This window comes from Sediminivirga luteola (assembly GCF_014639315.1).
In the GTDB taxonomy this organism is placed as follows: Bacteria; Actinomycetota; Actinomycetes; order Actinomycetales; family Brevibacteriaceae; genus Sediminivirga; species Sediminivirga luteola.
The window spans coordinates 184,097-198,804 of the sequence record NZ_BMFY01000002.1; the positions used below are offsets into that span (position 1 = coordinate 184,097).

Sequence of the window (14,708 nt, forward strand, 5' to 3'; positions counted from 1 at the left end):
CATTCCGTGCTCATTCCACGGCGAAGATCTGGCCGGTCTCCACGCCCTCGACGGAACGGACATACGCTGCGCCGACCGCGTCGTCCCCGGCCGGGAGGAAACCGGGGAAGGCCTCGTGGTAGTGCGGCGAGTTCGCCAGCACGGTGGGGCTCACGGCATTGATGCGGATGCCCCGCGGCAGCTCCGTGGCCGCGGCGCGCACGAACGACTCGACGGCGCCGTTGGCCAGGGCGGCGGCTGCGCCGGTGGCGATCTGCGCCCGGCCGATGATGCCGCTCGTCAGGGTGATGGATCCGTGATCGGCCAGCCGTGCCAGACCGCGCTGGACGACCTCGAGCTGGCCGAGGACCTTGCTGCCCAGCGCCGCCTCGTAGTCGGCGCGGCGCAGCTCGGCGAGCGGCTTGAACGGCACCGAGCCGGCAGCGACCACGAGCGCGTCGATCTGCCCGATGTCGTCAAGGGCGCGCTCAATGGTCCCCGGCTCACCCAGATCGACGGCTGGTTCGGTACTGCGGGAGAGCCCGATCACCTCATGTCTGCCGTTCAGTGCCGCCGCTGCCACTCGTCCGACGTTGCCGCCGGCACCCACGAGCACGATCCGCATCCTTGCCCTCCTCGATGACGTGCGCCCCGCGGGACCGGGGCAGCCTCGCCTCCCACGCTACCGCCGGATATGATGCGCGTCACAGGCGGGCCCAGTGATATGCGGCCAGAGCGTCTTGCCCGCTCTCGGAGTCCGCTCTCGAACGTCCGACGGTGAGCGTCCACCGGCCCTGCCCCGGCTGGGCGGGCCCGGCAGTGAGGGGCCGACGGCGCGACGGGGCTCAGCCGGCCACGGGGTCAGCGCACCCGGCGGATCAGCTCCAGGAGCTCGGCGTGCAGCGGCTGCCGGGCGGCTACCACCTGTAAGGCCGCCGCAGGATCGGTGAGCAGCAGTTCCTCGCCGGTCCAGTCGGTGACGACGACGCCGGATTCCTGCGCGATCACCTGCGCGGCGGCGATGTCCCACGCCCGCAGGTTCAGCTCCGCGTAACCGTCGACGCGCCCGAGCGCCGTGTAGACGACGTCAAGGGAGGCCGCACCGATCCGGCGCAGGTCCCGGCCCCGTTCGTGGATCTGCTGACCGAGCGCGAACGCCGTGGGTGCCTGGGCCAGATCGTAGGGGAAGCCGGTGGCGATCAGTGCTTCGCTCAGCCCGTGTCCCCGGACCACGGGCCGCATCTGCTCCCGGCTCTCCTCGCTGCGGATCCACACCTGACCGGTTCCGGCGGTCGCCGTGTAGAGCCGCCCGGCGGTCACCTCGGCGACCACGCCCAGGACGGGCCGTCCGCCGGCGGACAGCGCGACGCAGACGGCGTAGGGCAGCCCGTAGACGAAGTTGGTGGTCCCGTCGATGGGATCAACGATCCACGCCAGACCACCCGCCCCGGTCTGCCCGGCCGCCCCGGGAGCGGATTCCCCGGCTGGCGCGGGGACCACGGTGCCTGCCGATTCCTCGCCGATGAACGCCGCGGCCGGGAGCACGCGGCCCAGTTCCCGGCGCAGGATCTCCTCCACGGCGGTGTCGGCGTTCGTGACCAGATCAGAGGCCGAGCTCTTGGTGCTGATCACCGGGTCCTGCTGGATCTGCCGGGCGCGGTCGGCAGCGAGCAGCACGGCGTCTTCCACCGTCGGCACGAGGGCGTCGAGCTCTTCGCGGGACAACGGGGCGTCTGCGGGCACAGGGGCGTCGGAGAAGGGCACGCTCATAGGCTCCAGCCTAGCGCCGGACCGTGTCCTCCCCGGCCAGCCACTGCACCAGACGGGGACGATAACGGGCCAACCCCTTGTAGTCCGCCATGTCCTGGGGCAGTTCGCTGAGCACCGCGTGCAGGCGCGCCCGCCACTGCGGGATCTGCGCCAGCCGCTCGAACGGTTCCAGGTAGGTGCGGATCAGGAACAGCACGGCGCCGGTGTGCGGCAGGGCGATCAGGTGCTGCACCTCGACGCGCAGATGCAGTCGCTGCGGCAGGCGCGGGTCCTCCAGGACCTCGGTGCGGCTGGAACCCCACTCCGGGTAGGTCTCCGTGGAGACGTCCAGCCGCCGGTCGACGGTCATGCTCCAGTTGGTGCGCCGGTAGGCCTCCCCCGGCTGCATCCGCATGAGGAAGTCGTGCGCCCGCGTGATGACCCGCTCCTCGTGCACGCGGGGCACGGGCCCGTGGATCTCCAGGAAGCGCATGCCGACGTCGAAGGCCATCGACCAGTTCGAGGCGAAGGTGACAACGCCGCCATCCAGCCACAGCGCGCCCTCCCGCTTGTCCAGCAGGGCGATGTCCTCCTGGATCTGCCCGGCCAGGAACGTCAGCGGGCCGCCGGGCACCGAATCGTCGTCACCGATGACCCCGTCGACGCGGAGGTCCTGAAGCCGGTTCGACCAGGCGAAGCGCCTCCCCTCGCGGACCAGGCCCATCCGGTCCGGGTACTCCCGCGCCAGGCATTCGAGGCAGTACATCAGCGCGTCCCACGCCGCCGGTCCCATATGGGGTGCCAGGGCCATCCGCGAGGGGTCCCGCTGAAGGATGGCGGCCCGCTCGCGCAGCTCGCCGTCGTAGTGGCCGTCGATGTCGATGATCCGCGTTCCCCAGCCGCCGGCGGCGGTGCGGACCGGCTTCCTGGCCGGCTCGACGTTCGTGGAGTACCGGTATGCGTCCTCGGTGAGGGGAAAGGGGAAGCGCTCCAGGCCCTCCGGCACGGGACGGGCGGCATCGGCGCCGGTCACGGCGGTCATGGCCGCACCTCCAGTTCGCGGTCCAGGCTGCGGGAGACGCAGCTCATGATGAGCCGATTCTCCTCCTTCTCCGCTTCCGTGAGGTAGTGGTCGCGGTGCAGGGGACGTCCCGCGGTCACCGTCAGCGCGCATTGACCACAGACACCCTGGCGGCACATGTTGGGCACAGCGCGCCCGGCGCTCTCCAGCGCTTCGAGGAGGGAGACCCCGGCCGGCACCGGGATGCGCGTGCCGTCCGGCAGCTTCACGCCGAACGGCTCGCCCGGGTCCAGCGATGCGGCGCCGAAGGACTCGGCGTGCAGGCGCCCCTCCGGCCAGCCGTGCTCCCTGGCCGCTCGCAGTACCGCTTCCATGAAGGGCTCCGGCCCGCAGGCGTAGAGGTGCGTCCCCAGCGGGCTGCCGGCCAGCCGGCCACGCAGGGCGCGGCCGAACGCCTCCCGCGAGGTGAGGCAGGCGACGGACAGCTGCGGCCCCGCCAGTTCGCGCAGCTCGGCGGCGTGGATACCCTCGCCCGGGCGATGGACGTAGAGCACATCGGCGCTCGTTCCCCACTCGTGCGCCGCGCGGGCGTGGGAGAGGATCGGGGTGACCCCGATGCCGCCGGCCAGCAGCAGATGACGCCGCGCCTGGGCGACCGGGGCGAACTGGCTGCGCGGCCGTGAGCTGCGCAGCACATCGCCGGGTCGCAGGCGGTGCATCGCCACGCTGCCACCGGCCCCGGCGGCGTCCAGCCGCACCGAGACGGCGTAGCGCTCGGGGTACAGGCCGGAGCCGGTGAGCGAATAGGCGTTGATCCCGTCTCCGCAGGCGACGGCGAGGTGGCTACCGGGCACATAGGAGGGCAGCGGCCGCTCATCGGCGGCCCGCATCCGGAGGGAGACGAGGCGTTCCGAGTACCGGCACACCTCCGTCACCATGAGGTCCAGCCCGTCGCGCAGGGCCGGCGGCAGAGCTGTCACCGCGGCGTCCCAGGAGGACCGGCCGTGCCCGCCGGAGCATCGGCGGGCCCCGCGGCCACTGCGTGGCGGGGGCGATTCTCGACAGCATCGGCGTCGCCTGCCGCACCGTCGCCCACCTCGGCATCGACCATATAACCGAGGTAGGCGGCGCGCTGCCGGGAGAAGTGGTAGTGGACGATCAGCCGGCGGCGGCAGCCGGGGCAGAACACGGTCTCGTTGACGCGGGCCTCGTGCAGATGGGTGTGCTGACAGTGGGCGCAGTAGACCCGGATGCGGCTGCGGTCGGTCACCAGAAGGGAGATCTCCTCGTCGATGGCGCCGGCCTCGCGCAGCCTGGCGCGGACCGCGTAGACCTCGGCCTCGGGACCGGTCACCAGGAACCTCATGCCCACCCGGGCCTCGGCCAGGAGCGCGTCCAGTGCCTCGTAGCTGCCGTCAACGACGACGTCCCACACCGCTTCCGGCCAGGCGCCGGCGGCCTCGGCCGCTGCACCGCAGCGGATCAGTGCCAGCCGCCCGCCGCCGGCAGCGGTGTCCTGTTCTCCCGGCGCCGGGATGCTGGCATGCGGCGGCACGGTGGCAGCGGTGCGCGAACCCGTGCGGTCGATCGGCGCACTGCGGTCACCGTGCCGGTGCGCTGGGGAAGTCCCGGGACCGGAGCCGGTTCCGGTCAGGGTGGAGGTCATCGTCGCTCCTCGCGTACGTCGTCATACCGTGCCGGGCCTTCCGGTCCGCGCCCGCGTCCCGGTCCGCGCCGGATCACTGGACGGCGCGGCGCCCGATGCACCCATTGTTCCGGATCCACGTTTCGCGCCGGTGAAATCGCGCCGGTTCGCAGCGGCCTGCGGACTGGGAGCGGAACGGCACACGCTGTTTTCACATCGCTGAAACCCGCACGCAACACGCAGCACGTTTACTGGTAGTGGACAATGTAATTCAGCATGAGACACCCTGGGGGGTCCCACCACCATGACCGCAGCCGCCGATCTCGCACCGGCCGGGCAGACGACCCTGGCCTCGCTCGTTGCCGCCCACGGCACGCAGTTCATCCTCGCCACCTTCACGACGCTGACCGGCAAGCCGTGCGCCAAGCTGATCCCGGCATCGGCGGTCGAGGACTTCCAGACCGAAGGCTGCGGGTTCGCCGGCTACGCCGCCGGGGCGATGGGTCAGGTGCCCGCCGATCCCGATATCGTGGCGCTCCCGGACCCGGGTTCGTTCACCCCGCTGCCCTTCATCCGGCCGGGCCTGGCCATGGTGCACTGCGATCCGCACGTGAACGGCGAGCCGTACCCGTATGCGCCCCGGGTCATCCTGCGTCGCCAGCTGGACCGGCTCGCCGCTCTGGGGATGACCCTCTCGGTGGGGGCGGAGGTGGAGTACTTCCTCGTGCAGAAGAACCCCGACGGGTCCATCTGCCCGGCCGACGAGGCGGACAACGCCACCCAGCCCTGCTACGACGCTCGCGGCGTGACGCGGATGTACGACCACCTGTCCGCAGTCTCCGAGGCGATGGAGCAGTTGGGCTGGGGCCCGTACGCGAGCGACCACGAAGACGGCAACGGGCAGTTCGAGCAGAACTTCCACTACGCCGATGCGATGATCACCGCGGACCGGGTCACCACGCTGCGCTACATCATCCAGATGCTCGCCGAGGCGCGGGGCATGACGGCCACGTTCATGCCCAAGCCGTTCGCGGACCGCACCGGCTCCGGCCTGCACTTCCACATGTCCCTCTGGGGCGATGAGGGCCCGCGCTTCCCCTCTCCCGGCGCCGATGACGTTCACGGGCTGGGCCTGTCCACGCTCGGCTACGGCTTCGTGGCCGGCCTGGTGGAGCACGCCCCCGCGCTGCAGGCGCTGATCGCCCCGACGGTCAACTCCTACAAGCGGACCCGGGCCGCGTCGACCTCTTCGGGGGCGTCCTGGGCACCGAGGGCCGCGACCTACGGCGGCAACGACCGGACCCATCTGATCCGCGTGCCGGACGAGCACCGGATCGAACTGCGCGCCGGAGACGGCGCGGCGTCCTCCCATCTGGCGATCGCAGCCGCACTGGGGGCCGGGCTGGACGGCGTCGAGCGCGGCCTCGACCCCGGGGCCCCGGGAGCGCGCCCCGAGGGTGCGCCGCTGCTGCCGCGCACCCTGCTGGACGCGGTCAGCGAACTGGACCGGGACCCGGTGATGCGGGCCGTGCTGGACTCGGCGGACCCGTCGGGGAAGGTCTCTGCGTACTACGCGGAACTCAAGCGCAACGAGTTCTACGACTGGCACGCGCAGGTGACGGACTGGGAGCTCCGGCAGTACCTGACGGCGGTGTGAGACCCTGCCGTGCAGCGACGGGCGCTTTCCGACGGCACCGGCGAGCCCAGCAGCAACCGTCTCCCGGCGGCCTCGGCGGGCGTGGCACGTGCCGGCGGCCCCGGGCACCCCGGCTGTACCGGGAGGCCCGGCGACGGCCCCCCTCCGGCAGCACCGGCACCTCCTACACGTCGGACATCCCCGGCACACCCGCCGACGGCCGCCTTCCGGCGGCACCAGCGACCCCGGCAGCAACTGCGGGCCTGGCCGCATCGGCGAGCCCGGCAGCAACTGCTTCCCGGCGGCATCGGCGGGCCTGCCCTGTGACAGGGGGCGTGCGGCATGATGGTGGCATGAGCACCGGCCCCGAGGACGCACCTGGCATCAGCACCGGCTCGCCCGAACGAGAGATCCCGCGCGGCCGCATCGACGAGGGGGCGCTGGAGCGCAGCATCGCCGCCCAGGTGCGTTTCTATCGGCAGACCGCGGGGCTCTCGGTCTCGGAGATGGCGGCGCGGGTGGGAATCTCCAAGGCGATGCTCTCCAAGATCGAGAACGCGCAGACCTCCTGCAGCCTGACGACGCTGGCACGCCTCGCCGAAGGGCTGGAAGTCCCGGTCACGGCGCTGTTCCGCGGCGTGGACGCCGAACGCGAGGCGGTCTACGTACCCGCCGGGCACGGGGCGCGGATCGTCCGGCGCGGTTCCAAGCAGGGGCACCTCTACGAGCTCCTTGGCGGCCTGCGCGGACCCCATAAGCGCATGGAAGCGGTGCTCGTGACGCTCGACGAAGCGTCCGAGGTCTTCCCGCTGTTCCAGCATCCCGGGACGGAGCTGTTGTACATGCTCGAAGGCGAGATGGTCTACGGGCACGGGGAGAGCCGTTACCGGCTGCGGCCGGGCGACGCCCTGCAGTTCGACGGCGAGGGGCCGCACGGCCCGGAGGAACTCCTCGCGCTGCCGTGCCGCTTCCTGGCGGTCACCGCATACGGGGAGCACACCCCGCACTGAGGCCCCACGCCGCGATGCCGCACGGGCTCCGTGCGGACTCCTTTCACAGAACACCACGCTAGTGACAGGACCACACCGTCTACGGTGGTGTTCTGTCACTAGCGTGGTGTCCTACCGCCACGGCCACCCGCCGGCGGCCGTCACACGACGAACAGGTCGTGTCCCAGCGCCGTCATGGTCTTCGGCCCTCCGGCCGTGCACTCCACGGTCTCGCCGAGCTTGAGGCCGAAGCCCTCCGCCGGAAGGTGCAGGTTCGGCTCCACCGTGTAGGACATGCCCGGTGCGAACACGTGCTCGTCGCCGTCCACCATCGTCATCGGCTCCAGCCAGCCCGGAGGGTAGGCGACGCCCAGGCTGTAGCCGATGCGGTGGCAGCGGTTCCCGTGCAGCCCGGCCGGCTCCAGCACCGCCCGCGCCGCAGCCTCGGGCTCGGGTACCGGCGTGCCCGGCGCTGAGGCCGCCACGGCCGCCAGATGGGCCTCCTTCTGCAGTTCGGCCACCTCCCGGATCCGGGGAGCCGGCTCGCCGATGACCGCGGTGCGCATCAGGACCGCGTGGTAGCGGTGCACCACGCCGGCCAGCTCGATGCACACCACATCGCCTTTGCCGAGGGTCCGTCTGCCGGCCATGCAGTGCACCAGTGCGCTGCGCTCACCGGAGACCACCATCGGCGGGATGGCCGCGTGCTCGCCCCCGGCCTCCCCCAGGGCACGTGCGCCGATGCCGGCCAGTTCCAGTTCCGAGATGCCGGGGCGCACGGCATCGAGGACCTGCTGCATCGCGTAGTCGGCGATGGCGGCGGCCTGGCGCTGGTACGCCAGCTCGGGCTCGGTCTTGATCAGCCGCGCCTCCGGGACGATGTAGCTGCAGTCGGCGGTCTCCACCCCGGGGAACGCCTCGGTGATGCGCCGGTAGGTGGACGGGAGCATCGTGAAGGCGTCCGTCTCCAGGCCGAGCTTCCCGCCCTGGGGCGCGTACTCGCGCAGGGCGGCGATGAGCGCGTCGACCGGGTCCGTGACGGAGATGTCGTAGAACCGGCGTTCGCTCAGCCAGGAGCAGGCGTCCACGCCCGGCTGCTCGGTCGTCCGGGTCACGTAGACCGGTTCGACGCCGTCCTGGGCGGAGACGATCAGCCCCTGCGGCCAGAGGTATCCGACCGAGTCGACCCCGGAGAGCCAGTGCACCGAGTCGGGCATGGTCACCACCATGACGTCGATGCCGGTGGCCCGCATGCGCGTCTGCACATCGCTCAGGCGCTCCCGGTAGGTCACCAGGGGGAAGGGAAGGTTCAGCATCTGTGCTCTCTTTTCCTCGTTGTGATGGGGTGAGGTGCAAAACCGCTCAGAGCGCGGGCCACCAGGGACGTTGTGCCTCCCGGACCGCGTCGAACGCCTCTTCCAGGCCGAGCGTCTGATCGGGGACGTAGGCGAGGGGATCGGCGGTGGCCGGCGCGCCGAGCAGCCCTTCGAGGGTGGCCAGCAGGCAGTACGGCGCATAGGACGGGTTGTATCCGCCCTCCTGCACCAGCACCGCCCGGCCGCCGCACAGCTCCGCGGCGAGCGCCGCCACCCGTTCCCCGAGGCCCCGGAAGCCCGCCATCGTCAGGTTGTGCCGGCCGTTGGGATCGAAGGCGCTGGCGTCCTGGCCGCTGGAGGCGATGATGAGGTCCGGCCGGTACTCCTGGGCCAGCGGCGCCACGATGCGGTCGAAGGCGCCGGTGTATCCGGCGTCGCCGGCGCCCAGCGGCAGCGGGATATTCACGTTGTGGCCGGCGCCCGCCGCCGTCCCGGTCTCGTCCGCGTACCCGGTCTGGGGGTGTGCCGGGCCCCAGGGCCCGTGGTTCATGTGCAGGCTCACGGTCAGCACATCGGCGCGATCGTAGAAGATCTCCTGGGTGCCGTTGCCGTGGTGCACGTCCCAGTCCACGATCAGGATCCGCTCCATGCCCGAGCGTAGCGCGTACTCCGCCGCCAGCGCGCCGTGGTTGAAGAAGCAGTAACCGTCGGCCTGCTCCGGTTGCGCGTGGTGCCCCGGCGGGCGGATCAGCGCGTAACCGAACCTGCTGCGGCCTTCCACCACCGCGGCGGCGGCTTCCAGGGCGGTGCCGGCGGCGGCCAGCAGCGGCTCATAGGAACCGGCACCGGCGCGGGTCGTCCCGGTCACCCAGCCCCCGGTCTCGCACAGCGCGCGGACCTGCTCGATGTAGCGCGGCGAGTGCGCCCAGCGCAGCTCCTCCTCGGTGGCCAGCCGCCCGCCGGCCCAGTGCACGGCCTCGCCCAGGGGCCCGTTGCGCAGCACATCGTGCATCGCGACCAGCCGCTCCGGGCCTTCGGTGTGGGGAAGGGGCGAGCCGATCCAGGGGCTCTCGGGAGCCTCGTGGAGCGCCGTTCCGGTGTCGTGCCGGAGGACGCGGTCGTCCCAGAAGACTGTCAGCTGCTGCACGTGCTCCTCATTCCTGCGCGGGGGTCATGTTGTAGACGAAGAAGGCCTGTTCCTCGCCGATGTTCTCCAGGTGGTAGCGCCAGCCCGGAGCGAGGTAGACGGTGTCCCCGGCGCGCAGGACGGCCGCATCGTCGTCCCAGCTCAGCCTCAGGGTTCCGGTCACGATGTAGTAGGTCTCGTGCACCGGCCCGTACCAGTGCTCGCCGGGTGCGGTGTCGTCGGTCTCGTGGCTGGACCAGGTGTTGGTCTGCTCGCCGGGGTCCATCCAGCACACCCCCTGGGTCAGCTCCGAACCGTGCTCGGCCCGGGTGACGATCCGGCGGATCCGCACCTTGGTGGGCGCTTCGCCGGCCGGGACCGGGGCGACGTCCGCCAGGGGGACGACGACGGGTCTGGGATGCTTCGTCATGGTGTTCTCCTCATCGCTCCGCCGGCCCGGGCACCGTTGTTGCCCGGCCGGCCCGGCTGCTGTGCTCTCATGCCGTCCTCACCCCGGGAACACGGCGGCCGCGCCCGGTTCCCATCCGAGCCGGACGTCATCGCCGGGCCGGTAGCCCTCGGCAGCCGCGATCCGCGCGGTGATCTCGCCGTCCGCGGTCACCGCCACCAGCCGCTTGTCGGCTCCCAGGTAGACGACCTCGCCGACGGTGGCGGCGATCCCCGCACCGGTCCCGGTGGCCGGCTGGACCCGGACGTGCTCCGGGCGGACCACCAGGGTGGCCGGGCCGTTCTCCGCGCTCCCGGCGGACAGCCGGCTCCCGGAACGGGTCACGAAGACGCCGCCGTCGACGGTTCCGGGCAGCAGATTGGATTCGCCCAGGAACGTGGCCACGTGCAGGCTGGCGGGACGCTCGTACAGGTCCTCCGGGGTGCCCACCTGCTCGATCCGGCCGCGTTCGAACACCGCGATCCGGTCTGAGAGCGTGAGCGCCTCCTGCTGGTCGTGCGTCACGAAGACCACGGTGACGCCCAGCTCGCGGTGAATGCGGCGCACCTCCATCTGCATCTTCTCCCGCAGCGCGCGGTCGAGCGCACCGAACGGCTCGTCCATCAGCAGCACGCTGGGGGAGAACACGAGGGCGCGCGCCAGGGCGATGCGCTGCTGCTGACCTCCGCTGAGCTCGGTGACCCGGGCCTGGGCACGGTGGGCCAGCTCGACCACCTCGAGTGCCTCCATGGCGCGCCGGCGCCGCTCGGCCTTGGGCACCCCGCGCTGCTTGAGCGGGAACTCCACGTTCGTGCGCACGTTCATGTGCGGGAACAGGGAGTAGTGCTGGAAGACCATGCCCAGGTTCCGCTTGTGCGGCGGCACGCGGGTGATCTCCTCGCCGTCGATCAGCACGGTGCCCTCGGTGGGCGTGGTGAAGCCGGCGATCATGGACAGGGTGGTGGTCTTCCCCGATCCACTGGCCCCCAGCAGGGTGAGGAGTTCGCCGGCGCGGATGTCCATGTCGATGCCGTCGACCGCGGCGAAGTCGCCGTAGTGCTTGCTCAGGCCCGACAGCCGCACCGACCGCCCGGTCTGCTGCAGCGTCGCCGCCGGCGCGCCGGGGCTCTGGTTCGTCTTGCTCATGGGGTCTCCTTGGCTTTGAGCAGGCGGCGGCGCCGGGCGGCGAAGAACCTCGGCAGCAGGATGACGATGGTGGAGAAGACCAGCATCAGGCTGGAGGCGACCGCGATGGTCGGGTCGGTCTCCACCGTGACGGAGCTGTACATCTGCACCGGCAGGGACCGCAGTGTCGGGGTCTGCAGGAAGTACGCGATCACGACTTCGTCCAGGCTGGTGACGAAGGCGAAGACGAAGCCGGTGATGACGCCGGGGCTGATCAGGGGCAGCTGCACCTGCCAGAAGCGTCCCCAGCCGCCGGCGCCCAGCACGGCCGCGGCGCGTTCCAGGGTGGGGTCGAAGGATTGCAGCGCCGTGCTGACCGGGATCACCACGAACGGGATGGCCAGGACGATGTGCGCCAGCAGCAGCCCCAGCGGCGTGCCGCTGATGCCCCAGCCCAGATAGGTGCCGAAGATCGCCACGGCGGCGACGATCTGGGGCACCACGACCGGCAGGAGGAGCAGCGCGCGGATCAGCCAGCCGTAGCGCAGGCGGGCCCGGTCCAGCGCGATGGCGGCCAGCGTCCCGGCGACGGTCGCCACCAGGGCGGCGCCGATGGCGACGGCGATGCTGGTGCCGAGTGCGCCGTACCAGCGCGGATCGGTGAAGAACCGCTCGTACCACTGCAGCGACCAACCCTCGATGGGAAAGGAGAAGCTGCGCCGCTCGGTGAAGGACAGCGGGATGACCACCAGGGTCGGCGCGACCAGGAGCAGGGCGGTGACGCCGGCCCACAGCGCCAGGGGGAGCCGGACGGGAGTTCTCTGATTCATCGGCGGTCCCCTCCCTGGCCGAGCATGGCGCGCACCGGCCGGAAGGCGAGGACCGCCGCGGCCAAGCACAGAGCCGTGGTGAGCAGGACGATCAGGGACAGCCCGCCCGCTCCGGCGAAGTCCACCAGGCGTTCCACCCGGACGCCGATCACCTGGGCGATGAGCGATTCACGCGGGCTGCCCAGCAGCTGCGGGGTGATGTAGAAGCCCAGCGCCAGGATGAACACCAGGGCACTGCCGGCGAACACGCCGGGCAGGGACAGTGGCAGGTACACCTGGAAGAACGTCCGGTACCGGTTGGCGCCCAGGCTCTGCGCGGCGGTCAGCAGGCCGCGGTCGATCCGGCTGAGCGTGGTCGAGAGGGTCAGCACCATATAGGGCAGCAGGATCTGGACCATGCCGATCATGACGCCTGCCGCGGTGCCCAGCAGCGTGACCCCGGGGACCCCGGCGAAGGCCAGCAGCGCGGAGACGGGGCCGTCTCGTTGCAGCAGGCTGACCCAGGCGAACGTCCGGGCCATGAGGCTGGTCCAGAACGGCACCAGGACCAGGACCATGAGCACGGCGCGCATATCCGGCCCGACGAGGGTCATCAGGTAGGCGTACGGGTACCCGAAGAGCAGGCACAGGCCGACCGCGCCGAGCGCCACCAGCAGCGTCCGCCCCAGGACGCGCAGCGTGGTGGGGTCGGCGAAGAGCCGCTCATAGGTGGCCAGACCGAGTTCCGGCTCGGTGAACGAGCGCAGCACGATGCTGCCGATGGGCACCACGAAGCAGATGGCGACGAGGAGGACGGCCGGGGCCAGCAGCAGGGCGGACCATCGGGCACTGGTGTGCATCAGGGGGTACCTCGCGTCCCGTCAGCGCCCGGCGAGGCACGCGGCCGATAGCGCGCGAGCCTCGCCGGACGTCGCCGGAGGGGTCAGGAGGTGGACCACGCGGTCCAAGCCTCGTTGGCCTCGTCGTTGTGATCGGCCCAGTACTGCACGTCCGTCACGATCGCCTGGTCCTGCACCTCGGGAGCGGCGACGTTGTACTTCTCCTGCACCTCGTCCAGCTCGGGCTGCGCCTCGAGGTTGGCCGGGGAGTAGGGCTGCCGCTCGGCGAACCGCGCCTGCGGCTCGGCCTGCGCGGCGTACTCGATGAGGGACTGCGCCGCCTCCAGGTTCGGGCTGTCCTTGATGATGCTCAGGCTGGCCCACGCCAGCAGCGCGTCCTGCCAGACCGGCTCGAAGGTGGAGCCGTTGAGCTCGGCCTCGTACGCCCGGCCGGACCAGACGAGCGCCAGGTCCACGGTGCCGTCTTCGAGCGCCTGCTGGCTCTCGGAGCTGGTGTCCCAGAACTGGAGGTGATCGCGGATGGTGTCGAGCTTTGCGAAGGCCCGGTCCAGATCGAGCGGGTACAGCTCCTCCGGCGCCACGCCGTCGGCGAGGAGGGCGACCTCCAGCGCACCGCCGCCGGCCCAGTTGGGAACGAGCCGGGTGCCGGGGTAGGCCTCGACGTCGAAGAACGCCTCGAAGTCCTGTGGCGCCTGGGCGAACTGCTCGGCGTCGTAGACCATGATCGTGGCGTACTGCGCGAACGGGATGGAGCAGTCGGACCACGTTCCCTCGGGGAACTGGCTGGTGTCGATGTTGCTGAAGTCGAGCTCCTCGACGTAGGTGCCACAGTTGGCGACCGGGTAGAACGGTTCCGTGTCGACGACGTCCCAGGTCACCTGACCCGCATCCACCATCTGGGCGATGCGCGGGTAGGAGGTCGGGGAGTCGTTCGTCACCGTCACGCCGGCTTCCTCGGCCCAGGGCGTGAGCAGCGAGTCGTTCTGCGCGTCCTGGTATTCGCTGCCGTAGCTGGCGAAGGTCAGCTGAGATCCGTCACCGGACTCGCCGCCTCCTCCACCGCAACCGGAGAGCGCGAGCGCCGCGGTGGCGCTCAACGCCAGGATCTTCGTGGTGGATCGCATGATTGCCTCTCAGGTCGGAGCCTCCGCGGGATGCGGTGACAATAATACTACATTATTGTGGCGTGAGACACACTTCAAGAGGGCCGTCCGCCCTTCCTCGATCGCCAGGAGCCTCCCCCGTGCCCCCTCGCCTCCCCGCCGGCGCCGCATACAATCGCCGCATGCCCCTTCCCGACGACGACGCCGTCGCGCTCTCCCGGTACCGCCGCGCGCAGATCCTCTGCGCCTCCATCCACGTCGTCGCCCGGGACGGCGCGGACAAAGCCCGCCTGAAGGACATCGCCAAGGAGGCCGGAGTCAGCCTCGGCCTGGTCCAGCACTACTTCGGCGCGCGCCAGGAGCTGATGGAGCAGACCTTCCTGGTGATGATGACCGTCAGCATGAACGCGTGGCAGCGGCTGTCGGCGGCCGAACCGGGGCCCCTGCTGGAGCTCTTCGCGGGCCTGCGGCTGCACGTCTCCGGCTCCGTGGTGTTCACCGACCGGTGGGGCTTCTGGATGGAACTGTGGGCCGCGGCCCGCCGGGACCCCTCGGTGGCGCGCATCTCACACGAGGTCTATGACCGCTGGACCGAACCGTTCGAGAACGCGATCCGCGAACTCGTGCGCACCGGCCAGGCCGCGCCGCAGCTGAGCGTGCCCACCACCGCGCTGATCGTCATGGCCGTCATCGACGGACTCGCGGTCCGCTCCCTTGCCGATGCCGAGGCGCTCGGGCTCGAAGACATGTATCAGCGCCTCGTGGAGGGGGCGGCGACGCTGCTGGCGATCGACGGCGACACGGCGCGCGACGCCGCGGAGCGAGCGGTCGCGCTGGTGCAGGAGCGTGCCTTCGCCGAGCCGCTCACCCCGGAGCTGATCGCGGCCGTGCTGGAGTAACCG

General features: G+C 71.2%; 15 protein-coding genes. 3 read left to right on the top strand and 12 right to left on the bottom strand.

The window, feature by feature from the left end; genetic code table 11:
* Window positions 1-10: 10 nt before the first annotated feature.
* From IEW13_RS02620 to IEW13_RS02640, 5 genes are all read right to left on the bottom strand, one after another.
* Entirely contained in the window at window positions 11-604 is a 594-nt protein-coding gene (locus IEW13_RS02620; protein WP_188549369.1) for a short chain dehydrogenase, read from the bottom strand.
* 236 nt (window positions 605-840) lie between these two features.
* Window positions 841-1,749 (bottom strand): inositol monophosphatase family protein, encoded by a 909-nt coding sequence (locus IEW13_RS02625; RefSeq protein ID WP_188549370.1) that lies wholly within the window; start codon window positions 1,747-1,749, stop codon window positions 841-843.
* A gap of 10 nt (window positions 1,750-1,759) precedes the next feature.
* Entirely contained in the window at window positions 1,760-2,770 is a 1,011-nt protein-coding gene (locus tag IEW13_RS02630; protein ID WP_188549371.1) for a heme-dependent oxidative N-demethylase family protein, read from the bottom strand.
* Window positions 2,767-3,729, bottom strand: a complete 963-nt coding sequence (locus IEW13_RS02635; RefSeq protein WP_229744884.1) for a PDR/VanB family oxidoreductase — start codon at window positions 3,727-3,729, stop codon at window positions 2,767-2,769. Before IEW13_RS02635 ends, IEW13_RS02630 begins: the two co-directional genes overlap by 4 nt.
* Window positions 3,726-4,415 carry a dimethylamine monooxygenase subunit DmmA family protein gene (locus IEW13_RS02640; protein WP_188549372.1) on the bottom strand — a complete coding sequence of 230 codons (690 nt, stop codon included), beginning with the start codon at window positions 4,413-4,415 and terminating at the stop codon, window positions 3,726-3,728. Before IEW13_RS02640 ends, IEW13_RS02635 begins: the two co-directional genes overlap by 4 nt.
* A 283-nt stretch (window positions 4,416-4,698) precedes the next feature.
* Between IEW13_RS02640 and glnT the strand changes: the two genes are divergently transcribed.
* Window positions 4,699-6,051 (top strand): type III glutamate--ammonia ligase, encoded by a 1,353-nt coding sequence (glnT, locus tag IEW13_RS02645; protein ID WP_188549373.1) that lies wholly within the window; start codon window positions 4,699-4,701, stop codon window positions 6,049-6,051.
* A gap of 332 nt (window positions 6,052-6,383) precedes the next feature.
* On the top strand, window positions 6,384-7,040 hold the full coding sequence (locus tag IEW13_RS02650; protein ID WP_188549374.1) for a helix-turn-helix domain-containing protein: 657 nt from the start codon (window positions 6,384-6,386) through the stop codon (window positions 7,038-7,040).
* A gap of 140 nt (window positions 7,041-7,180) precedes the next feature.
* Here the strand turns inward: IEW13_RS02650 and IEW13_RS02655 are convergent, their stop codons facing one another.
* The 7 genes from IEW13_RS02655 to IEW13_RS02685 all read right to left on the bottom strand — a co-directional run bounded on the left by IEW13_RS02655 (window position 7,181) and on the right by IEW13_RS02685 (window position 13,827).
* Entirely contained in the window at window positions 7,181-8,335 is a 1,155-nt protein-coding gene (locus IEW13_RS02655; protein WP_229744885.1) for a M24 family metallopeptidase, read from the bottom strand.
* 46 nt (window positions 8,336-8,381) lie between these two features.
* A complete protein-coding gene (locus IEW13_RS02660; RefSeq protein WP_188549375.1) occupies window positions 8,382-9,482 on the bottom strand; it encodes an arginase family protein in 1,101 nt (366 codons plus the stop codon).
* A gap of 7 nt (window positions 9,483-9,489) precedes the next feature.
* Window positions 9,490-9,891, bottom strand: a complete 402-nt coding sequence (locus IEW13_RS02665; RefSeq protein ID WP_188549376.1) for a cupin domain-containing protein — start codon at window positions 9,889-9,891, stop codon at window positions 9,490-9,492.
* 78 nt (window positions 9,892-9,969) lie between these two features.
* The gene (locus IEW13_RS02670; RefSeq protein WP_188549377.1) at window positions 9,970-11,055 is read right to left on the bottom strand and encodes an ABC transporter ATP-binding protein; all 1,086 of its coding nucleotides are present in this window, start codon (window positions 11,053-11,055) and stop codon (window positions 9,970-9,972) included.
* Window positions 11,052-11,864 (bottom strand): ABC transporter permease, encoded by an 813-nt coding sequence (locus IEW13_RS02675; RefSeq protein ID WP_188549378.1) that lies wholly within the window; start codon window positions 11,862-11,864, stop codon window positions 11,052-11,054. Before IEW13_RS02675 ends, IEW13_RS02670 begins: the two co-directional genes overlap by 4 nt.
* Complete coding sequence (locus IEW13_RS02680) at window positions 11,861-12,703, bottom strand: ABC transporter permease (RefSeq protein WP_188549379.1); 843 nt, start codon at window positions 12,701-12,703, stop codon at window positions 11,861-11,863. The genes IEW13_RS02675 and IEW13_RS02680 overlap by 4 nt, the downstream gene beginning before the upstream one ends.
* Window positions 12,704-12,786: 83 nt before the next feature.
* Window positions 12,787-13,827, bottom strand: coding sequence for an ABC transporter substrate-binding protein (locus IEW13_RS02685; RefSeq protein ID WP_188549380.1), 1,041 nt, complete (start codon window positions 13,825-13,827; stop codon window positions 12,787-12,789).
* A gap of 161 nt (window positions 13,828-13,988) precedes the next feature.
* On the opposite strand from IEW13_RS02685, the gene IEW13_RS02690 reads away from it, so the two are divergent.
* Window positions 13,989-14,705 carry a TetR/AcrR family transcriptional regulator gene (locus IEW13_RS02690; RefSeq protein ID WP_188549381.1) on the top strand — a complete coding sequence of 239 codons (717 nt, stop codon included), beginning with the start codon at window positions 13,989-13,991 and terminating at the stop codon, window positions 14,703-14,705.
* Window positions 14,706-14,708 lie beyond the last annotated feature (3 nt).

Coding starts and splice junctions, on each gene's coding strand:
- IEW13_RS02620 (WP_188549369.1), bottom strand. CDS start 604: ATGCGGATCGTGCTCGTGGGTGCCGGCGGCAACGTCGGACGAGTGGCA.
- IEW13_RS02625 (WP_188549370.1), bottom strand. CDS start 1,749: ATGAGCGTGCCCTTCTCCGACGCCCCTGTGCCCGCAGACGCCCCGTTG.
- IEW13_RS02630 (WP_188549371.1), bottom strand. CDS start 2,770: ATGACCGCCGTGACCGGCGCCGATGCCGCCCGTCCCGTGCCGGAGGGC.
- IEW13_RS02640 (WP_188549372.1), bottom strand. CDS start 4,415: ATGACCTCCACCCTGACCGGAACCGGCTCCGGTCCCGGGACTTCCCCA.
- glnT (WP_188549373.1), top strand. CDS start 4,699: ATGACCGCAGCCGCCGATCTCGCACCGGCCGGGCAGACGACCCTGGCC.
- IEW13_RS02650 (WP_188549374.1), top strand. CDS start 6,384: ATGAGCACCGGCCCCGAGGACGCACCTGGCATCAGCACCGGCTCGCCC.
- IEW13_RS02655 (WP_229744885.1), bottom strand. CDS start 8,335: ATGCTGAACCTTCCCTTCCCCCTGGTGACCTACCGGGAGCGCCTGAGC.
- IEW13_RS02665 (WP_188549376.1), bottom strand. CDS start 9,891: ATGACGAAGCATCCCAGACCCGTCGTCGTCCCCCTGGCGGACGTCGCC.
- IEW13_RS02670 (WP_188549377.1), bottom strand. CDS start 11,055: ATGAGCAAGACGAACCAGAGCCCCGGCGCGCCGGCGGCGACGCTGCAG.
- IEW13_RS02675 (WP_188549378.1), bottom strand. CDS start 11,864: ATGAATCAGAGAACTCCCGTCCGGCTCCCCCTGGCGCTGTGGGCCGGC.
- IEW13_RS02680 (WP_188549379.1), bottom strand. CDS start 12,703: ATGCACACCAGTGCCCGATGGTCCGCCCTGCTGCTGGCCCCGGCCGTC.
- IEW13_RS02685 (WP_188549380.1), bottom strand. CDS start 13,827: ATGCGATCCACCACGAAGATCCTGGCGTTGAGCGCCACCGCGGCGCTC.
- IEW13_RS02690 (WP_188549381.1), top strand. CDS start 13,989: ATGCCCCTTCCCGACGACGACGCCGTCGCGCTCTCCCGGTACCGCCGC.